This window comes from Phormidesmis priestleyi ULC007, assembly GCF_003003695.1.
GTDB classification, from domain to species: Bacteria; Cyanobacteriota; Cyanobacteriia; order Leptolyngbyales; family Leptolyngbyaceae; genus Phormidesmis_A; species Phormidesmis_A priestleyi_A.
Window position 1 is genome coordinate 1 of record NZ_PVWG01000065.1, and the last position, 20075, is coordinate 20075.

General features: G+C 48.0%; 17 protein-coding genes and 1 pseudogene. 13 read left to right on the forward strand and 5 right to left on the reverse strand.

Annotation, left to right across the window (positions count from 1 at the left end; translation table 11 throughout):
- Positions 1 to 206 precede the first annotated feature (206 nt).
- Together C7B65_RS24775 and C7B65_RS24780 are read left to right on the forward strand one after the other, a co-directional pair.
- Positions 207 to 431, forward strand: a complete 225-nt coding sequence (locus tag C7B65_RS24775) for a CTB family bacteriocin (RefSeq protein WP_106254188.1) — start codon at positions 207 to 209, stop codon at positions 429 to 431.
- 120 nt (positions 432 to 551) lie between these two features.
- Positions 552 to 800, forward strand: coding sequence for a hypothetical protein (locus C7B65_RS24780; protein ID WP_106254189.1), 249 nt, complete (start codon positions 552 to 554; stop codon positions 798 to 800).
- 125 nt (positions 801 to 925) lie between these two features.
- Here C7B65_RS24780 and C7B65_RS24785 read toward each other — a convergent pair whose 3' ends face one another.
- Together C7B65_RS24785 and C7B65_RS24790 are read right to left on the reverse strand one after the other, a co-directional pair.
- Positions 926 to 2095 carry a DUF7005 family protein gene (locus C7B65_RS24785; RefSeq protein WP_106254190.1) on the reverse strand — a complete coding sequence of 390 codons (1170 nt, stop codon included), beginning with the start codon at positions 2093 to 2095 and terminating at the stop codon, positions 926 to 928.
- A gap of 1 nt (position 2096) precedes the next feature.
- Positions 2097 to 2912 (reverse strand): MinD/ParA family ATP-binding protein, encoded by an 816-nt coding sequence (locus C7B65_RS24790; RefSeq protein ID WP_106254191.1) that lies wholly within the window; start codon positions 2910 to 2912, stop codon positions 2097 to 2099.
- Positions 2913 to 4196: 1284 nt separating this feature from the next.
- Here C7B65_RS24790 and C7B65_RS24795 point away from each other — a divergent pair.
- The 6 genes from C7B65_RS24795 (at position 4197) to C7B65_RS24820 (ending at position 13662) form a co-directional block, all read left to right on the forward strand.
- Positions 4197 to 4397: a hypothetical protein gene (locus C7B65_RS24795; RefSeq protein ID WP_106254192.1), complete on the forward strand. Its 201-nt coding sequence runs from the start codon at positions 4197 to 4199 to the stop codon at positions 4395 to 4397.
- A 240-nt stretch (positions 4398 to 4637) separates the two neighbouring features.
- A complete protein-coding gene (locus C7B65_RS24800) occupies positions 4638 to 5738 on the forward strand; it encodes a cyclic nucleotide-binding domain-containing protein (RefSeq protein WP_106254193.1) in 1101 nt (366 codons plus the stop codon).
- 97 nt (positions 5739 to 5835) lie between these two features.
- The gene (locus C7B65_RS24805) at positions 5836 to 7275 is read left to right on the forward strand and encodes an NHLP bacteriocin system secretion protein (RefSeq protein WP_106254194.1); all 1440 of its coding nucleotides are present in this window, start codon (positions 5836 to 5838) and stop codon (positions 7273 to 7275) included.
- A gap of 48 nt (positions 7276 to 7323) precedes the next feature.
- Positions 7324 to 9546 carry an NHLP family bacteriocin export ABC transporter peptidase/permease/ATPase subunit gene (locus tag C7B65_RS24810; RefSeq protein WP_106254195.1) on the forward strand — a complete coding sequence of 741 codons (2223 nt, stop codon included), beginning with the start codon at positions 7324 to 7326 and terminating at the stop codon, positions 9544 to 9546.
- Positions 9539 to 12460, forward strand: a complete 2922-nt coding sequence (locus C7B65_RS24815) for an NHLP bacteriocin export ABC transporter permease/ATPase subunit (protein ID WP_106254196.1) — start codon at positions 9539 to 9541, stop codon at positions 12458 to 12460. Before C7B65_RS24810 ends, C7B65_RS24815 begins: the two co-directional genes overlap by 8 nt.
- A gap of 221 nt (positions 12461 to 12681) precedes the next feature.
- Complete coding sequence (locus C7B65_RS24820; RefSeq protein WP_106254197.1) at positions 12682 to 13662, forward strand: Tll0287-like domain-containing protein; 981 nt, start codon at positions 12682 to 12684, stop codon at positions 13660 to 13662.
- 9 nt (positions 13663 to 13671) lie between these two features.
- Here the strand turns inward: C7B65_RS24820 and C7B65_RS24825 are convergent, their stop codons facing one another.
- From C7B65_RS24825 to C7B65_RS24835, 3 genes are all read right to left on the reverse strand, one after another.
- Positions 13672 to 14805: a serine/threonine protein kinase gene (locus C7B65_RS24825; protein ID WP_106254198.1), complete on the reverse strand. Its 1134-nt coding sequence runs from the start codon at positions 14803 to 14805 to the stop codon at positions 13672 to 13674.
- Between the two features lie 78 nt (positions 14806 to 14883).
- The gene (locus C7B65_RS28560; RefSeq protein ID WP_219898729.1) at positions 14884 to 16842 is read right to left on the reverse strand and encodes a serine/threonine-protein kinase; all 1959 of its coding nucleotides are present in this window, start codon (positions 16840 to 16842) and stop codon (positions 14884 to 14886) included.
- A gap of 174 nt (positions 16843 to 17016) precedes the next feature.
- The gene (locus tag C7B65_RS24835) at positions 17017 to 17217 is read right to left on the reverse strand and encodes a hypothetical protein (protein ID WP_106254199.1); all 201 of its coding nucleotides are present in this window, start codon (positions 17215 to 17217) and stop codon (positions 17017 to 17019) included.
- A gap of 454 nt (positions 17218 to 17671) precedes the next feature.
- On the opposite strand from C7B65_RS24835, the gene C7B65_RS24840 reads away from it, so the two are divergent.
- The 5 genes and pseudogenes from C7B65_RS24840 to C7B65_RS29000 form a co-directional block, all read left to right on the forward strand.
- Positions 17672 to 18451: a ParA family protein gene (locus C7B65_RS24840; RefSeq protein ID WP_244913288.1), complete on the forward strand. Its 780-nt coding sequence runs from the start codon at positions 17672 to 17674 to the stop codon at positions 18449 to 18451.
- A gap of 62 nt (positions 18452 to 18513) precedes the next feature.
- Positions 18514 to 18954: a carboxysome distribution maintenance protein McdB gene (locus C7B65_RS24845; protein WP_106254200.1), complete on the forward strand. Its 441-nt coding sequence runs from the start codon at positions 18514 to 18516 to the stop codon at positions 18952 to 18954.
- A gap of 28 nt (positions 18955 to 18982) precedes the next feature.
- Positions 18983 to 19513 carry a DUF1016 N-terminal domain-containing protein gene (locus C7B65_RS24850; RefSeq protein ID WP_219898730.1) on the forward strand — a complete coding sequence of 177 codons (531 nt, stop codon included), beginning with the start codon at positions 18983 to 18985 and terminating at the stop codon, positions 19511 to 19513.
- Positions 19514 to 19549: 36 nt separating this feature from the next.
- The gene (locus tag C7B65_RS24855) at positions 19550 to 19888 is read left to right on the forward strand and encodes a helix-turn-helix domain-containing protein (protein ID WP_106254201.1); all 339 of its coding nucleotides are present in this window, start codon (positions 19550 to 19552) and stop codon (positions 19886 to 19888) included.
- A pseudogene (locus C7B65_RS29000) lies at positions 19879 to 20075 on the forward strand (IS1-like element transposase); the annotation flags it as partial. The gene C7B65_RS24855 and the pseudogene C7B65_RS29000, both read left to right, overlap by 10 nt.

Here is a 20075-nt window from a genome sequence, read left to right on the forward strand (position 1 = left end):
TTCGCTGATGCTACGGGTGTTGCTTTCGGTAACAACTTTGCTGCAACTGCTAACAGCGCCGATACACAAACCATCTCAGTTCCTGGCTTTAATCTTGCTTCGGGTCAAGCACACTCGGCTTCGATCGCTGGTTAGATTCACGCTTCTGTTCCACTGCTCGTCAAGTCCTTACTCAATTCCAATTCACAACTATTAGGAGAACCATCATGTCAGACAAACTTGCTCAATCTCAAGAAACCAGCATCGAACTGTCCGAACAAGATTTAGATGCAGTCGCTGGTGGAGTTGCTCTTTCCTTTGCTGATGCTACTGGCGTTGCTTTTGGTAACAACTTTGCTGCAACTGCTAACAGCGCCGATACACAAACCATCTCGGTTCCTGGCTTTAATCTTGCTTCGGGTCAAGCACACTCGGCTTCGATCGCTGGCTAAAACCCTCTCAAGAAATCGGGTTTCGGTTCTGGAGTGCCAGAAGGGAATCCGATTTCTGAAATTAGATGACCGAACTCAAAAAATTACTCAACCTCATTACACAACAACAGGAGAACCATCATGTCAGACAAACTTGCTCAATCTCAAGAAAGTGACATTGAACTTTCTGAGCAGGATTTAGAAGCGGTTGCTGGTGGAGTCGCTAGTGTCGGTATCGATGTTGGTGCCATTGCTCAAGGTAGTGAATTAGCTTTCACTAACACTCAGGCATTTACAGGTGCTTTCTCAAATGGAATTGCATCTGTTGGTGCTGGTATTGGTGGCGGCGTGGCAGTTAGCGTAAACAAGCCATCTTTACCGAGCTTCTAGCGATTGCCAACCTGAAGCTACAGCATAGTTTTGCTCTTAAAGAGACCCTTCAACTAACTTGAATTAGCCTGCTAGCTTTAACTTAAATCGCCCACTCATCCCACTTTCAAGGTGGGATTTCTATTTTAGAATCCAGTTGCGAGTTCAAAGCAAACTGTTTGAAGCAGCCGATCGCCTGCCTCTGAAGCCAGTTCTTCCAGGGTTAAACGAGTGAGAGCGATCGTGACCAAAGCTTCTTGATGAGGATGTTTAAGTTCACTTCTGTAATTAACATCAAAGCGTTCTAAATTTCTTGCCGCAGCTTGCACCAGTGCCCCTAGCACCTTAAATGCGCCGTCTGAAAGTGGTGGTTGACCTCGATAGTTCTGTAACCGTCCACCTTCCCGATAATGTGGGAACGATTCCAATCCGATAAACCGCAAAAACCAGTCAGCTTGATATCGTCCGGCGGCAGCTACAATTCCTCGGTAATCAGCGATTAGCTCATCCAACAGATGATTGTGCATGGAGCCAAGCACACGATAGGTAAAGTAATGAGTACACTCATGCTCTAGGCGGATGATCAAGGATAAGCGTCGCCATTCTACCTCTTCCAACCCCATATCTGAAGCGGTTATCGCACTGTAGAAACCATCACTGAGAATAATGAACCGATCTTGATAGAGCGCTTTTTGAGGTGCCAAACGCTGGAACTCCGCTGCCCAATCATTGTCAGAAGCGGCGATCGGGTTTGCAGTTTCCCATTGTTTGCGATACTGACGAATTCGATCCCAATTGTTGAAACCGGAAACAATACAGGCTCCCATCGAATCAGGCACAAGCTTGGGTTCGTTTCGCATAGCAAGTGCCTGCACCAGGGAAACAAAATCCTGCCGATGTTTGACAATCAGGACGGGGATAGCCCCCGCCAAACTCTGGTGGATCAATAGCTCTAACGGGTCTGGCTGTTGCAAGACCAGACCTGTTGCTTCAGGCATCTGATCGGTTAACCCGCCCTTGCGCGTGACAATCCGATAAGCCTCGGTTTGGCTTATTCCCGCTTGAATGGGAAATTGTAACTGCACGAGTCGCTGCTTCAAAGCCTCAAACGTGCCTATCTCATGGGCGATCGCAGCATACTGCATCCACGTAGCAACATGCAGTTCAGACTCTAAAGGGAAATTTAGAGGAAGATTCAGACGACCTTGAGCAAAGACATTCTCACTGTAAGCAAGCAGTTCCTCTACTTGTGCAATGTCAGCCCCGTGGGCAGCAAGAATATTGCTTCTCAACGTCTGTCTGTGAGTTGTCTCCAAATTAACGACCTGTCCACCTGAATTTAGACAACACTGAAGCAGGTGCTTGGGGCTTTTTGTCTTCCTCAAGCACCTGCTTCGCCACCTTTTTCAATTCCTGAGTGAGAGAATGATCTGGATAACGCAAGCAGAAAAGGTCACTACTGGCAAGCTTCATCATCTCATCGCAGTTTGGCAAAATTCCGGCTACAGGTGAATTGTAGGTCTTTTCGACGAGTTGCCGCACTTCGTCAAAATTCAAACTTTGTAATACTCTGTTAACCAACAGTAACATTTTAGGAACCTTCAACTTCCTGGCTAACTCCACGGTGACTGCGGTGCCCTGAAAATCTTGACGATCGGGGCGCATAATAATCACGAGAGTGTTAGAGATTGTGATTGAAAGTAACGTCTCTTCGTTAATTCCAGGATGGGTGTCAATAAAGAGGTAATCTAAATTAAGATTGCGAATCAGTTGCCGAAATCCGTCGTTCAGCAGACGAACGTTATAGCCATCCTTCAAAATACGAGCAATCTCGCCTACTTTGACACTAGAAGGAATCAGGAAAATGCTGCCATTTGCCTTCGTGATTTTTTCAGGGCTGACGTTATAAGCACAGTCTTCAATCTTGCAACGACCCCACAAATAATCATTCAACGTCAGCTTAATCTTCTCTACATTCAGCCCAAACAGGATATGAATTCCAGGAGATTGGATATCTGTATCAATGATACCAACCCGCTTTCCCATACCCGCCACGATCGCCGCTAAATTAGCCGTTGTGTTTGATTTACCAGTCCCGCCCCGAAAGGAGTGAACAGACACAATCTGAGACATGAAGCACCTCAATGTAAAAGTGTGATTGGGTTCTGCAAATCAATCGATTCAATATGCCATATCCTGCACAGTCAACATCAGTCCAACATTGAATAATGCTATTCAGATGGAGTGAGCTTAACTTGTATTATTTTTAACTTGGCTTCGTCAGCAGTACTGAACACACAACAGGGGTTAAAATCAGTTATTGAAATCACTATAAGCAACATTAACCATAATTACCATATAGGTATCCTCAGTAAAATTCAGGAATCGCACCCTGATAGAATCAGAATGGGTAGTTCCAGGTGAGTGATTGAACTGATCAAGTGCGAACTACAGACTCTTGCTTTTTAAGTACAGGAATCGATCGTCCGTCACATCCTTCACCTAAATTTTTCTGAACTCTTCTGAATTATCTCGCTTTTTTCAACTGAATTAAAACAACTAAACTCCTGAATTTAGCTCAAAACTTCTAGATTGTGAGTGGGCTAGATCTTGCCTACCGTAAGGACAACAAAGAAATCAAGCATTACCGAACCGCAGTTAGCTTGATTCTTGGTGGATGTCTGCCAAAAGCATTTTAAGCAAAGCCATCAGCCTATTGTTTGAACTCATTTGGATAAGAACATAGCTCATCTTAAAAATCAGAAACTTTGATTTAGGAGGCAACTATGAAACTTCGAGTTAACTGGAAAGAACTGCTGATACACCTCACCGTCTGGTTGCTTGCTGAGATGATTCTGAATCTGACTGGACTAAATGATCTATCAAACTACAGCGAGTTCGTTTTGCAGCAGAATAGACCTGAATTCCGAAGAGCATGAATAAGATTTGTTAATTCTGTTTTGAGCGGAGTGCAGCTACTGGGTCAGAAGCCTAAGACGTGTAGCCTGCGAGTGAGAATCGCCATCAGTCAGACGTTTTTTGAAAAACTCCTCAACTTTCCTAAACTTTTCTACATTTACAATCGCTTTAGAGATTTCTATAGTACTGAATACAACCAATAGGAGTCCCAAAAAATTCAGATCTTATTGAGAATGCTTAAGCCACACCAAAGCTTTTAAGCTGTTTTGATTCGCAAGAAGGTAATTGATCTAGGTTTCCCAATACAATCAATTGAGAATTCTAGGTTTCCTCTCATTCATCTTTCTAGGAGGCTTTACATCTCACCCGGAAAGCTTCATATTTGGCTAGATAAAGAGTTTTGTCGTCCCAGATGTATAATCGCTCACAGTCAGCGGTTAGCAGCAAGGTTAAAAGAAGCAGAACTCGTTCCATTCATCAAATCTATCAGGAGGATCTATGTCAACCGATCGCATGAAAGATAAGCCAGTACACCAAAACAGAACGCTAGCAGAAATTAAGGCATCAGCCGGGGCAAAGGCATCAGCCGGGGCAAACTTCTCAGCCGAAACCGAGATATCGGATGAAACTTTAGAAGCGGTGGCAGGGGGGGGTGTCGAAAGCCCAGATTCAAAGTACGTTCCAATTGATCGAAGTTGAGTAGTGGCTGATGTGCAAATGAAACCGGTTGTAGGTGCTTGTGTATGCAGTTTGTTTGTTAGTTAGATGCTCGGTCTGTTTACTTTAACGATCGCCCCACCTAATTTGACGAACTGTAAAGATGGATCACATTCAGCCCGTTACTCTCCTGAAGCTTGACAGAGCACAAAGCCTTGCCTCGTGGGTCTGCATCAATTAAGCATCCTCGTGTCGTGAGTAAAACATAAGGTGTTATGGGTTATGACAGAAGTTCTACTTCAAGAATTAAGTAACAGCGACATTAATTGGATGATCGCTACCGGAAAGCGCGAGGAAATAGCAGCGGGTGAGGTCTTGCTTCAGCAAAATGAAGCTGCTGACAACCTGTACCTCGTTCTAGAAGGAGCATTGACCGTTGCGATTCCCCAGGCAGAAAGTGACCCTTTAGCCCTTGCTTTTTCGGCTTTAGAAGGGCGGGACACCACGGAACGAGAGATCGCTCGCTTGTCTAGCGGTGAACTAGTCGGTGAAGAATGCTTTCTAGACTCTCGTGCTCCCTTTACCGTTATTAGAGCGCTCGAAGACTCGCTCGTCTTATCGATTTCGCAAAGTCAGATCACTGCAAAACTACAGCAGGATATCAGTTTTGCGGCTCACTTGTACCGGGCGATCGCCATTCTTCTTTCTAACCGACTGCGGTCTGTGGTCAACCAGCTCGGCTACAGCAGGTTTGCTCAAAGCTCTCAAATCAGAGAAGTCTTGTTTGTGTTTGGGGAACTGAGCGATAGCGATATCGATTGGATCATTGCTGCTGGGCAACGAGAAGAAATTCCGGCTGGCAGAATCCTAATCCATAAGGGCAGACCCGTTGACGGGCTATATATCCTGCTCAATGGCACCATGACCGTCTCGATTTCGGATGATGACAATAACCCCTTAGCGATCGTCTTTGCCTCCTTAGACAGCGGGGATGACTCCGATCGTGAGATTGCTAGATTGCTGCGGGGTGACATTGCGGGAGAAATGCCTTTTGTAGACGATCGCCCCCCAGAAACCACGATTAAAGCGCACGAAGATTCTCTGGTGTTGATGGTTCCCAAGCAACAACTAGTTATCAAGCTGCATCAAGATGAGGTGTTTGCGTCTCACTTCTATCGGGTGATTTCGATTTTGCTCTTAAATCGCTTGCGCGACATCAGTAGCCGCCTGGGATATGGCAGACGCACCTATGACGAAGGACAAGTGTTGGATGACAGCATCGAATACCAGGACGAATTAGACTTCAATGTTTTAGATCACGTTTCGTTGGCTGGAGCGAGATTTGACTGGTTGCTAAAATGCCTCAACGTGAAAGGAGCGTGACGGATTGAGTGCAGGTTTCAAAGGGGTCGTCAAGGCAATAAGAGTAGCGGTAACGAATCACTGATTTTGACTTGCAATGTAATTGGGGTGATGGCAAATGTTAGACCAAAAGCGTGACCTATTCAGGAAAGAATCCCTAGAGCGTTTATCGTCTCCAGAACAGTTAGACCAACTGATGCAAGTCGTTGGACCTAAATCGTGGTTGCCCTTAGTCACTCTGGGCGGGCTGACGTTTGTCGCGATCGTCTGGAGCATTGTTGGACGGCTTCCTATGACGGTGACTGGGCAAGGTGTGTTGATTCGTCCTCAAAAGGTTGTGCTGGTGCAAACCCGAAGTGCTGGGCAGATATTGACGATCGACGTTAAGGCTGGAGACTCAGTGAAGAAGGGCGATATCCTGGCCACGCTCGATCCCGATCCAGAGCTTAAAAAGCAATTGCAGCAAGAATTAAACAAACTCTCAGAACTCCAAGACCAAAATCAGCAAGCCAGTTCACTCCAAGGGCAGCGGCTCGAACGCGAAGGAAAGTCCAGTGCCCAGCAGCAGCAGACCCTTCTAAAAAGCCTACAGAATGCTCAAAGCCTAACCCCGATTTTGAGAGACAAAGATCTAGAATCGCTGCAATCCGATCGCCAAAACTCACAGCAGCGAGTGCAGTCGTTGCAGACATTACTTCCGGTTCTTCAAGATCGGGTCAAAAAACGGCAGCAACTCCTTCAGGAAGGTGCCGTTTCCAGCGAATTGGTGTTGCAGGCACAACAAGAATATCTGAGTAACCAGGCGGTGCTTGCCGATGCTCAATCCCAACTGAAGCGGATTGGTGCCAAAGAAGCAGAGGCTGAACGGCAATATTTAGCAAGTTTGACCAGCATGTCTGGAATCGAAGCGCAGTTACGCGAGTTAGACAGTCAGGAAACGAGCTTTGCTCAACAAAACCTAGAGTCTAATCATACTCGGCAAAATCGGATTCAGGAAGTTAAGCGCAACATTGCTCGCCTGGAAGTGGAACTAAAGGAAAAGAGTAAGATTCAGAGCGGGTACAGCGGTAGGGTGGAAGAAATTGCCGCAAAACCGGGGCAAGTCATCTCTACTGGCAGTAATATTGCCACGCTGAATGTAGAAACTCCGTCTGATAAGTTGGTCAGCGTGACCTACTTTGCCGTTCAGGATGGCAAACGCATTAAGCCAGGAATGCCCGTTCAGGTGACTCCTAGCACCGTTAAGCGGGAGCGATTTGGTGGGGTTACCGGATCGGTGACGAGTGTTTCATCCCTACCTGCGACTCCTCAAGGCGCATTGGTGCTGATTGGTAATGAGGAAACGGTTAAAAGTCTGATGTCTGGCGATCGCAATCTCGAAGTCTTTGCCCAACTTCAGGAAGACCCCACCACCGAAAGCGGCTATCAGTGGTCTTCCTCTAAGGGCCCCCAACAAAAGCTTTCTGCTGCCACCACCACCACTGTCCGGGTCAAAGTGGGAGAGCAAAGTCCGATCAGCTACATCATTCCTCTACTGAAATCACTTGTTGACAGTTGATTTGCACATTCGCGATCGCTCAATCCTCCTCGTAGATTAATCAGTCACATGGCAAGCATCTTGGGTTTCAAACTTTTCGAGCCAAGCGCCCCTGGCAGGGTCAAAACCCCAACCCTCCTACAAATGGAGGCAGTCGAATGTGGTGCCGCCGCTCTAGGAATTATGTTGGGCTACTACGGTCGGATCGTGCCACTGACAGAGCTGCGGCAAGAGTGCGGCGTATCACGAGACGGGAGTAAAGCATCCAATGTGGTAAAAGCGGCAAGACACTATGGGTTGCAAGCCAAAGGCTTACAAAAACCGCTGGACACCCTGAAAGATTCGCGTCCTCCCTACATTGTTTTTTGGAATTTCAATCACTTTCTGGTGCTGGAAGGGTTTGGTCAAGATCGGGTGTATCTCAACGATCCCGCGACTGGGCCCCGAACAGTTTCCCTACAGGAATTTGACCAAGCGTATACTGGCGTTGTGCTGGTCATGGAACCCGGTGCCAATTTTAGTAAAGGTGGACGTAAACCCAGTATCCTCGAAAGCTTGAGTGTTCGACTAGCTGGAGTTCGAGGTGCGTTGTTGTATTGCCTGATCGCGGGTCTGTTGCTCACGCTTCCCCGGTTGGCAATCCCGGCTTTCACGCAGGTGTTTGTCGATGAAGTTCTGGTTCAGGGCAGACAGGAATGGCTGCGCCTGTTAGTGGTGGGTATGTTAATGACGGTTGTCCTGATTGGGCTTTTAGCCCGCTTGCGGCTATATTACTTGCGGCGGCTGATGTTAAAGCTGTCGATCGGGATGTCGGGACAGTTTCTCTGGCATACCTTACGCTTACCCGTCGGCTTCTATGCCCAACGGTTTGCCGGGGAGATCAGCAGCCGCTTAGACATGAACGATAAAGTCGCACAGATTCTCTCCGGTCGTTTGGCGACGACGGTTATTGATGCGGTGATGATTATCTTCTATGCCATCCTCATGTTCTTCTATGACTGGGTATTGACATTAATTGGCTTCTTTTTTGCTGGGATCAATTTCTTTGCTTTGCAGCTACTTTCCCGCTCGCGTGTCGATGCCAACCTGAGATTGGCACAGGAGTATGGCAAAGTGTCTGGGGTGGCGATCGGCGGCATTCAAACTATGGAAACCGTCAAGGCATCTGGCTTAGAGTCTGACCTGTTTGCCAAGTTTGCAGGCTACTACGCCAAGGCAGTCAACTCGCAACAGCAACTCGCCCTGCAAAACCAGATTCTCTCAGTCTTACCCACCTTGTTAGGCACCTTAACCACGGCATCGATTCTGGTCGTGGGCGGTCTGCGAGTGATGAATGGCGACCTGACGATCGGGATGCTGATTGCTTTCCAGCTTTTGATGGGGAGTTTCCTCGCACCCGTAAACAGCCTTGTCAACTTTGGCAGCACGCTTCAGGAACTAGAAGGCGACCTAAACCGCCTGGATGACGTGCTGCAAAACCCCACCGATCCAGAAGCTAATCGCAAAGATACCGCCTATCGGGTTGATGTAGATTCGTTTCGCTTGCAGGGGTATGTCGAGTTGAACAATGTCACCTTTGGCTACAGCCGACTGGACGGCCCCTTAATTGAAGATTTTAGCCTCACCGTCAAACCGGGGGAACGGGTGGCGCTGGTAGGCGGCAGTGGTTCGGGCAAGTCTACTCTTGCCAAGCTGGTGTGCGGACTGTATGAACCCTGGTCAGGAGAGATTCTGTTTGACGGCAAGCTGCGATCGCAGCTTCCTCGGTCTGTGCTGGCTAATTCGGTTGCAATGGTAGAGCAGGACATCTTCCTGTTTGCTGGCACTGTTGCCGACAACCTAACGCTTTGGGATGAGACCGTCCCGCGCAATGACATCATTCAAGCTTGCAAAGATGCCGCTATCAATGACCTCGTACTCCTGATGCCAGGTGGGTATGATGCGGAGTTGATCGAAGCAGGTGCCAACATCAGCGGCGGACAGCGGCAGCGTCTAGAAATCGCCAGGGCGTTGGTCAGAAATCCATCGATACTAGTTCTAGATGAAGCCACCAGCGCCCTCGATGCTGAAACTGAACTGATCATCGATCGCAACCTCCGCAGACGGGGTTGTTCCTGCATTGTGGTCGCCCACCGCCTGAGCACTATTAGAGACTGTGATGAAATCATCGTTCTAGAACGGGGCAAGGTGGTTCAAAGAGGTACGCACGAAGCATTAAGTCAGCAGGGAGGCGCATACGCCCGATTGATTCACCGCGAGGGCGGAGCATTGCAGGAGAACAGCCATGCTTAAACAACTGGATGATAAGGAGTTGCAGCCGCAGCTATTCAAACTTAAGGGCAATCAACCTCTACTGCTGGACGATCCGGAAGCGTTTTGGCTGATTCGCACTGGTTCGATGTCTTTATTTACGGTTGCCCTGATGGATGGTGTCCCGAACGGGGCTCGCCAACATCTCTTCAGTGCTAATGCTGGAGAGGCATTGTTTGGCATGGCGATCGATCGAGACAGCGAACAATGTCGCGGGCTTTTGGCAGTCGCCATTGAAGAAACAGAGCTACTGAAATGTTCTCTCTGGCATTTAGGGGATCAGACGATCGCTCCCGATTTTTCAGCCATTCCCTTGCTAGAAACCTGGATCCATCACTTGAGTGCAGCGCTGAAACCCGTTGAAAATACCGCCTTGAGTGTGCAGACGATCGGTCGAAAATTCCTTTCCCTGACACCGGGTCAAACCTTCCAGCCTTTGAAAGGGACGGTTTCGTGGGTGCAGGTGCAGCAGGGATCTGCCCGATGGATGGGGCTTGAAGCCTTTCCCTTGAATCCCACGTCAGCCGGGATGCCGTTTGGCGTTGGGATGTGGCTGCAAGCAGAAGACACGATCGAAATTGCCCTTCTAGAGATCCATGAACTGGAGGATCTAGATACTCTAGTGGCTGGTTTAGAACAATTGCATGGATATTTCCTCCATTGCCTTGACATCATTGAGCAACAGACCACAGAGGCAGCCTTTCGGCGGTTTCAAGAAAGAGAACTGCTGAATCGCCAAGTCACAGAGTCTACCTTAGACGAACTTGCTTCTGTCCTTAAGCCCCAGGGCATCGCTCCTCTCTCCTCCGAGGGCACACCGCTGCTGATTGCTGCGGGTGCCGTTGGCAGAGCGATGGATGTCACCATTCAACCGCCTGCCCGCTCAGAAGAACTCAACCGAGTCAAAGACCCCCTAGAGGCGATCGCCCGTGCTTCCCGGTTACGGATGCGGAGAGTCCTTTTGACCAATCGGTGGTGGCAACGGGACAACGGACCTTTACTTGCCTATACCCTCCAGAGTCACGAACCGGTTGCCTTACTTCCAGGGGCTTCTGGTCACTATGAGTTATTTGACCCCGTGAGCCAGCAGCGGTTTGCAGTGAATGAAAGGGTCGCTGCCTCCCTGTCGCCGGAAGCCTTCATGTTCTACCGCCCCCTGGCTGACAACGTGAAGCGCCCCCTGGATTTGCTGTTCTTTAGCCTTAAAGGACATCAACTCGACCTTATCCTGCTGGTGGTGACCGGGCTGGCGGCAACCCTACTGGGCATGGTGATTCCCCAGGCGACCGCAATTTTAATTGATAGTGCGATCCCAGACAGCGATCGCGGCTTGCTCTTACAAATTGGACTGGCTCTGTTTGCGGTCGCGATCGGTCAATCTGCCTTTGAAATGGCGCGGGGAATTGTCAGTTTGCGAGTCGAAACCGCTGCCGACGCAACTCTTCAACCCGCCGTTTGGGATAACTTACTCAGTCTCAAGCCCTCTTTCTTCCGGCAGTATTCTTCAGGGGATATTCAATCTCGCGTGCTATCTGTTGGCAAGATCCGGCGGCAGGTGAGCGGCGCAACTCTTCGCACCGTTTTTAGCAGCGTCTTTGCGCTCCTCAACCTGGGACTGATGTTCGTCTACAGTTGGCAGTTAGCTCTGATCGCTTGCGTTCTAGCGTTTATCGCCATCTTTGTCACGGTGTCTTCTAGTATGCTCAACCTGCGCCAGGTTCGTCCTCTCCAGCAGCTAGATGGCTTAATGCTGGGGCTGACCGTACAACTGATCAATGGGGTTGCCAAGCTGCGAGTGGCTGCTGCTGAAGAACGTGCCTTTGCTTATTGGGGCAAAAAATATAGTCAACAGAAGAAACTGCTGGCGAAATCTCAGCGGATTGATGATAGTGTCGCCGTATTCAATGAAGTGCTGCCCACGGTCAGCGCTGTTCTCCTCTTCTGGTTTGCGATTCTCTTTATTCAGCAGTCTCAGGGGCAGGCAGGGCTTGGGCTGAGTGCTGGAGTCTTTCTGGCATTTAATGCCGCCTTTGGCATTTTTATTCAAGGCGCAAGAGACCTGAGCAACACTTTAATTAACACCTTGAACATCATTCCTCTGTGGGAGCGGGCACAGTCCATTGTCCAAGCTGAACCGGAGGTAGACGCTAGCAAAACCGATCCGGGCAGGCTCACCGGGCGGCTGGCGTTAGAGCATGTCACCTTCCGCTACCGTGAGGATGGACCGCTGATTCTAGATGATGTCACGATTCACGCTGAACCTGGCGAATTTGTTGCCGTGGTTGGGCCGTCTGGAAGCGGCAAATCTACGGTCTTTAGACTGCTGCTCGGCTTTGAAACCCCCGCCTCTGGCACTGTCTACTACGACGGTCAAGACCTGGCAGGTTTAGATGTCAACGCGGTTCGTCGGCAACTGGGAGTCGTGCTGCAAAACGGCAGAATTAGCACCGGCGCACTCTTTCAAATCATTACAGGCGGAGCCTTGGTCACGATGGATGAGGCGTGGGAAGCTGCCAACAATGCTGGTTTTGCAGATGACATCAAGCAAATGCCGATGGGGATGCATACTGTGATCAGTGAAGGGGCAACCAATCTCTCTGGTGGACAGAGGCAACGACTGTTGATTGCACGGGCGTTGGTTCTAAAACCCAAAATTATTCTGATGGACGAAGCAACCAGCGCGCTCGATAACAATACGCAAGCCATTATTACCGAAAGCTTATCCCGCATGAATGCGACTCGCATTGTAATTGCTCATCGCTTGAGTACGATTCGAGAGGCCGATCGCATTTATGTCGTGGAATCGGGACGAGTGGTGCAGGTGGGTAACTTTGCTGAACTGGTAAAGCAGGACGGCGGACTCTTTGCGCGACTGGCAGCACGACAGTTGGAATAATGCTCAATTTTTCAGCAAATCTATGGATTAAAACGGGTGTTAACAGTTTATGGACTTCTTCACGATCGGCTTGTGTCTTGTTTGTTTTCTGATTCTCATGTTCTTCTGGCTACCTGATGTCTTAAAAGGCTGAATGCCAGACGATAGATCCTCGAATTTTCCGAAGCAGTTGGGGATCTGATAAAACCATTCCGAAATTTAACAACTCAATGGAGCCAGCCATGATGAAACCTTTCCGATCCGTTTTGAACAACTTTAAGTTAGGTCAAAAATTGACCATTCTTTTGCTCCTGGTCTTTGCTGTAGGAGTGCTGACCAGTGGTGTTGCGTTATCGCAGATCCTCAACAACAGTGCCCAAAATGAAGTCACTTCAAAAGCTCTGATGTTAATGACAACCATGAACTCAGTGCGAGACTATACTGATACGAAAGTTAAGCCAGAGCTACAAGATAAGTTGGCAACAGAGTTTTTACCTCAAACTGTGCCAGCCTTCTCAGCCCGGGAAGTCTTTGAAAAGGTGCGAACCGATCCAGAATACAAAGAATTTTTCTACAAAGAAGCCACCCTGAATCCGACGAATTTGAGAGACAAAGCTGATAGCTTTGAAGCGCCACTAGTTGAGCGGTTCCGCCAAGACTCCAATCTCAAAGAGCTGCGGGGCTTTCATGACTCTCCCAGTGGCAAACTCTTCTATATTGCTCGTCCACTACCCATTACTAAAGCAACTTGTCTGCAATGCCACAGTACACCAGAGGCTGCGCCTAAGAGCATGATTGAGCGCTATGGCACAGTCAACGGTTTTGGCTGGAACCTGAATGAAGTGATCGGCGCACAAATGATTTCTGTTCCTGCTACCACTGTGCTTCAAAATGCTCAAAAATCGTTTCTGGCGCTGATCGGAGTGTTCGTCCTGATTTTTGCCACCACGATTCTGGCAGTCAACTTCTGGCTAAAGCGTTATGTGGTGCGTCCTCTAAATCGGATGGCAAAGGTTGCAGAAGCTGTGAGTATGGGCGACACAGACGCAGAATTTGAGCGAACATCGAATGATGAAGTGGGTAGTCTGGCAGAAACCTTTTCGCGCATGAAGATGAGCCTGACGATGGCAATGCAACGATTAGAGCAGTACCGTAGTGGTCGTCGCAGTGTCGATCAGAGTCGTCGCAGCGTCGATCGACCACCCAATTCCCAGGATCACTAGAGCAACCTATTACAGCGACAAAAGCAGGCGTTGCCGAAACTTAGCCGCTTGTTGAGGGTTGGGAATTTCAGCGGCGACTGCTTCAATGAGTTCTTTAGAAGACAGATCTGGGGCGTTTAAAAGAATTTCCTCCAGAATGTATTTCGCCATTGGACCAATAGAGTGGGTCAATTCTTGCTGGCAAAGCTCGATAAACTCCGAAGTAAACTTAGAACCTTGTTCTGCTGGATATAAGTTTGTGACTAACTGTTCAGTTGATGGCTGGATTTTACCCTGGAACCCATTTTCGGACGATCGCTCCAAAAGCGACAAAACCTCTTGAGCAGACTGGTAACGATTCATCGGCTTCTCTGCCAGCATTTTGCTCAAAATTGGACGGAGCTTAGAGTCGCTGCTGATATAAGCTTGCCATCGCCATTCAAGGGACTGTTGATCAATTAGAGCCAGCGGTTCGCGTCCTGTTAAAAGAACGATCGCGGTGACTGCAAGCGCATAAAGGTCACTACACGGGTAACATTGCCCCACCCGAATTTGCTCTGGGGGCGAATAACCAAATTTGCCGACAAACGAAAGATGCTCTGACTCATCCACCGATCGAGCATTATTGACCCAAATCTGAGACACCTTTTGTTTGACCAACCCAAAATCAATCAACACTGGCTTAGACTGACCTTTAGGCAACATAATGTTGTCTGGAGAAATATCGCGATGAACGATGTTGTTTTCATGCAAGTGGGCTAACACTGGCAGCAAATCTTTTAACCACTGAATCACTTCCGATTCAGAAAAGAGGTTGTCTTGCTTCTGCCGCTCCTTCAATAAACGGAAATAGGTTTTACCGTCAATATATTCCTGCACGATAAATAATCGTTCTGCTTCCTCAAACCAAGCCAAAAATGTAGGAACTTGAGGATGATTGATTTTATATAAGACTCTGGCTTCTCTTTCAAAGAGCTTACGGGATCGTTGAATCGCCTCTTGATCCGTATCAGTGGGCAAAAATACTTTCAGGACGCACAGTTCGCCACACCGCTCGATGTTAGATGCCAGATAGGTACGCCCAAACCCCCCTCGCCCAAGCACCCCTTGAATCTGATAGCGGTTCTTGATTATGGTTCCAATTTCTATCTCTGCTTTTAGCACGGCTAGACGGGTTCTGGGTACTTAGACTACAGGGAACAACGATTTTAGCCTCAGTTTACTACAGGCTTAACGAGTCACTTAGGCGTTTAGTGACAGCAGCAGACGCTGGCGAAACTCCGCAGCTTGTTTTGCATTAGGAATCTCCGCAGCTAAAGTCTCAATTAATTGATGCACAGAGAGATGGGGATTTTGCTCTAGGGTTTCCTCCACAATGTATTTCGCCATTGGACCGATGCAACGAGTCAGATCCTGTTGACATCGGTCTGCAAACGACTGGGTGAGCCGAAAAGATGCCCCTGGCTGAGGAGAGTTTGCTGACTTGATCGCGATCGGTTTTGGTAGCTGACCGCCAACTTTTCTACTTGAATGAATCGATTTTTGAGAAGTTTCAGTCGTAGGTGGAGCTTCTAGCCCAGTGGCAATTTTCTTCTTAAACTCAGCGGCTTGTTGAGGGTTAGGGATGGCAGCAGCCAGTGCTTCGACCAGTTGCTCTTCAGACAAGCTAGGGCTGTCATCTAGGGTATCTTCAAGAATACACTTTGCCATCACGCCGATGTAGCGGCTGAGGGTTTGCTGGCAGTAGTTGAGAAACGTTGAATCTAGTTGGGGCAGGTGGACTTCAGGCTCGATGTCAGGTTGTAATGGCTCAAAAACTTGATCACTACTTTCTGTCATTTCAAGACTTAATTCAGGCATCAACTGGGCTTCCAGTTCCGTCGCAACACTCTTCTTAAACTCAGCGGCTTGTTGAGGATGAGGAATTTCAGCAGCGAGTGCTTCGATCAGTTGCTCTCTAGAAAAGCCAGGATTGTCATCGATCGTGTCTTCAAGAATGCAGGTTGCCATCACCCCAATATAATGGCTAAGGGCTTGCTGACAATGGTCGAGGAACACTGAGTCCAATGGCGATAAGGGCACCTCAGACGAAACCTCAGACCGTAAGCTCTTGAAAACAGGACTCTCAGCCCGTTCAATAGCTTCTGTGTCGAGTCTAGAAACGGGATACTTTGGTGAATCCTGGGGTTCAGGGTCGGTGTAGAGTTCACTCCTCAAAAAATCTGCCTGTGCCTGCAATTGTTTGAAATAGTCTGTCTCTTCAATCTCGGCAATTTGAAGATTTTTATTGGTTTCGTCTATCTCAATCTCAAGTGTCAGAGATAGTCCGTCCCCAGACAGGGGTGGCGAATCAGGCTGTAGCAGAGCCAGGACTTCTGAGGCAGATTGATAGCGATCGCCCGGTTTCTCGGATAGCATTTTGTCCAAAATCTCTGCCAGAGGGTCATCCACCTCAGCATGAGAACGCCATTGCCACTCTAAAGACCGATTCATCAAGAGACTCAGCTCTTTACCCGTTAACAAGACAATTGCTGTCACTGCCAAAGAGTAAAGGTCACTGCACGGGTAACATTGCCCCATCCGAATTTGCTCTGGCGGAGAATAACCAAATTTGCCTACGAATGAAGTTTCGTGCAAGGGACTGGAGTTGTTTGATGTGATCTCCCAAATCTGGGAAACCCTCTGCTTTACCAACCCAAAATCAATCAACACAGGCTGCCATTGACCATCGGGCAGCATAATATTGTCGAGAGAAATATCGCGGTGAACAATGTCATTTCCATGCAGGTAGTCTAAAACGGGCAACAAGTTCTGAAGCCATCGGCTCACTTCTACCTGAGAAAACGGTTGGCGTTGAGCAGCAAGGCGATCGTTTAGCAATCTAAAGTAAGTCTTACCGCTAATGTACTCCTGGACAATGAACAGACTCTCAGCATGTTCAAACCATGCCAGAAATTTAGGAATTTGAGGATGATTAATTTTGTATAAGATTCTCGCCTCTCTTTCAAAGAGTTCTCGTGCTTTTTGCACCGCATACTGTTTTGTATGAGTCGGCACAAATTCCTTCAAAACACACGGTTCGTCAAAACGCTCGATATCGAGCGCCAAGTATGTGCGTCCGAACCCTCCCTGCCCAAGAATGTCTTGAATTTGATAGCGATTCTTAATTAAGGTTCCAATGCCTATCTTTGCTTCTGCCATGACTAAGCAACGTGTTGCACCTGAAGATAAAAGAATCCCTTAAATTTCTGATAGTGTTTTTAGCATATCTGTAGAAGATCTGTCTTAACTCTAAACGATTAGTTGAAGAATAAAGCCAGGTTCTGTTGCCAAAACCACACAAAATAAAAAACTGACTCAATGAGTTCTGTTGATTTAGGGTATTTTTCTATCTCTCTCGCTTTGAAAGTGGAGAGCGACAGCCTGACTCAGTTGTAGTGCTTCCCCCATGCGGCACCCCGTGAAAGCCGCGATCTCCACCGCAAAACAGTAAGGCTTTTTGCACAGTTGGATCACCGCATCAATTTGGTCATTCGTCAAAATGGCGGCTTGACCTTTCCCGTTCACTTTAGGCACGATCGGTTCCTGAATCCTACTTTTTCAGTTTAGTTGACGTTTCAATGCTAACGTCAACGGGAAAATGCTGGTTTGAGAGTACATTTTTTGGTCTCATAACAAATAATCGCCTTGCTGAGAATCGACCGCCCTTATTGAGAAACTTCTCTTGCTGAGTGCCCAAACTATTTTAGGAAAACGGTTGACAACTAAATCTAAAAGGGTTCTTAAAGCAGCTAGCAAACGAAAGGTTTGTGTACGAACTATTGTTGACCTTAGCCAGGACGATTTGATGTGCGGTCACTGACTGATAAGTTCTACTTACAGCTAAGTGTTTGAAACACGAATGTATTGCGAAGCAAATTGAACGGGGTAGAAGGGTACTATGAGCCAAATAAATAAAAAGCTAAATTTATATATTTATCAATTGATAAATATACCTATTCGCCTAATAATTAACTAATTGAATTGGCTGATGATCAAGTATGCTGACCATCGCGATCGCCTCCCTCTCTGGTGGACAAGGCAAAACCACAGCGTCGCTCATGCTCGGACGACTCCACATCATCGGTATGCCACGTTGATGGTAGACGCTGACCCTCAACATAATCTCACTACCTATCTTGGTCTTGAGCTACAACCTAATCAGCCCACCCTACTAGAGTTCATCAAAAAATCTGTTGCTGTTGAAGATAGCATTTATCCAGTCGAAGACAACGACAACCTTTTCTTAATTCCAGCCGACGACCAACTAGATAATGTTCAAGATTACCTTTCTAATAGTGGAGTCGGTGCGACTCTGCTCCGAAAACGTTTAGAACCGATTGCAGACACATTTAAGGTCTGTATCATCGATGCTCCTCCTCAGCGCTCGCAAATTTGTTTGACGGTCATTGGTGCAGCCGATCTCATTGTTATTCCATCAGAGGCATCTGTTAAAGGCTACGGTTCACTCGTCCGAACGCTTGATCTACTTCATAATCTTCAAGATGTTGGGGCGACGCAAGCGCAGATGATGGGCGTTGTACCCTTCCGCGATCGCTGGATTGGAAACAACCAGAGTCAAGAGAGTCGTTTAGCAGTGGATGGGATGCGGGAAGAAGTAGGCGACGATTTCATCCTACCCTCGATTCGGGAGTCGGAACGGTACAAGCAGGCAATCAATAAACACACCACTCTAAGCGCACTGGGCTTTCCTGATCTTGAGTATCCATTTGAAGTTCTTTTAGAAAAAATCAAAAGGCTACTTAGCTAAAAAGCTAAAATTAGATTAATATCTTTTAACCTTTACTCCTTTAAACTTGGAATGTGACCCTTATGTCTGACAGTGTTCTTGATCGGATTCGCCAAAACCGCAACCGAGCAGCCGTTCCGCTTAGAGATGATCCCTTAATCGCCAAACCTCAGTCCTCGGAAGGGAAGACAAGCGAGGTCGTTGAGCCTTTGCGGACAAAAGATAGATCCGATTCAGTCATCAGTGCTGGCAACACTTTGGAGGACTTAAAGACCGAGTTAGCAAAGTTTCCCGAAACCCATCGGCACTCAGCCATTGTCCTAGAGAAAGCCCTAGACCAGGATCTCACCCGTTATTGCAAAGATCACCGCATCACGGTCGAAGTGTTTCTAGAGGCAGCTTGGGTTCAGGTTGCTCAAGACCAGACTCTGATGCAAGAAGTATTAAACGAGGCGAAGCAGCGATATCAGTCCCGCAAAGCAGCAGGAAAGCTCCGGCGACTGATTACTATGTTGGACGGGTAATTTTAACGTGTTGAAAGTAGAGTGACCTGTGGCAGAAGAAACTCAAAACGATCGCTTTGCCGAAGGGCAGCAAAGCTTATTCGAGACAGATTCCTCTCTGTCTGCATATACCTCCATTCTGACAGAAATTTTGGAATTGATGCAGCAAGCTCGCTACACGGCGGCACGTTCTGTGAATTCCATTATGACTGCTACATATTGGGAGATCGGACGACGCATCGTTGAATATGAGCAGGGCGGTGCTCAGCGGGCAGGCTATGGCGAATATTTGATGAAACGTCTGGCAGCCGATTTAACGAACCAGTTAGGGCGAGGATTTTCTCAGCGCAATTTAGAGCAAATGCGCCGATTTTATCAACTTTGGACAATTCCGCAGGCAGCGTCTGCGGAATTGGAATCAACCGCGATCGCAAGTCACTTTTCCTTGCCTTGGTCTCACTATGTCAAGCTCATATCGGTCAAAAATGCTGAGGCACGAACGTTTTACGAGACAGAAGCACTAAAAAATGGTTGGGCGCTCCGACAACTAGTAGACAGTCAATGCAGGAATGATGGATAATGAAGACCCACCGTTCCCCTACCTGAGAACGGAACCATGCCTGCAAAGAAGTACAAGGTAACGCTGAGTGCAGAAGAACGACAAATCCTTGAGAAACTGACCACAACGGGCAAAACGGCTGCCTACAAAATGAATCGTGCTCGAATTTTGTTGAAAGCGGATCAGCATCAAGCCGATGGGGGGTGGGGAGACCAAGCCATCAGCGCCGCCCTGGATGTGAGTGTGGCAACGATTGAGCGAGTCCGGCACCAGTTTGTGGAGGAAGGATTTGAAGCCGTCTTGAGCTACAAGCAAGGGCAGCAGCCAAGAGTGCAGCGTTTAGACGGGGAAAAAGAAGCCCATTTGATTGCCCCAGTTGCGACGGAATTGATGTGATTCAGCATGGCAAAACTGCTGCGGGCAAACAGCGCTATCGTTGCCAAAATTCTGCGTGTAAGCGCAGCACGTTTATTCAAGATTATAGTTAGGTCGCCTATGCTCCCCAAGTGAAGCAGCAGATCAGCGATATGGCGATGAATGGGAGCGGAATTCGCGATACGGCACGGGTGCTTGGGATTAGCCC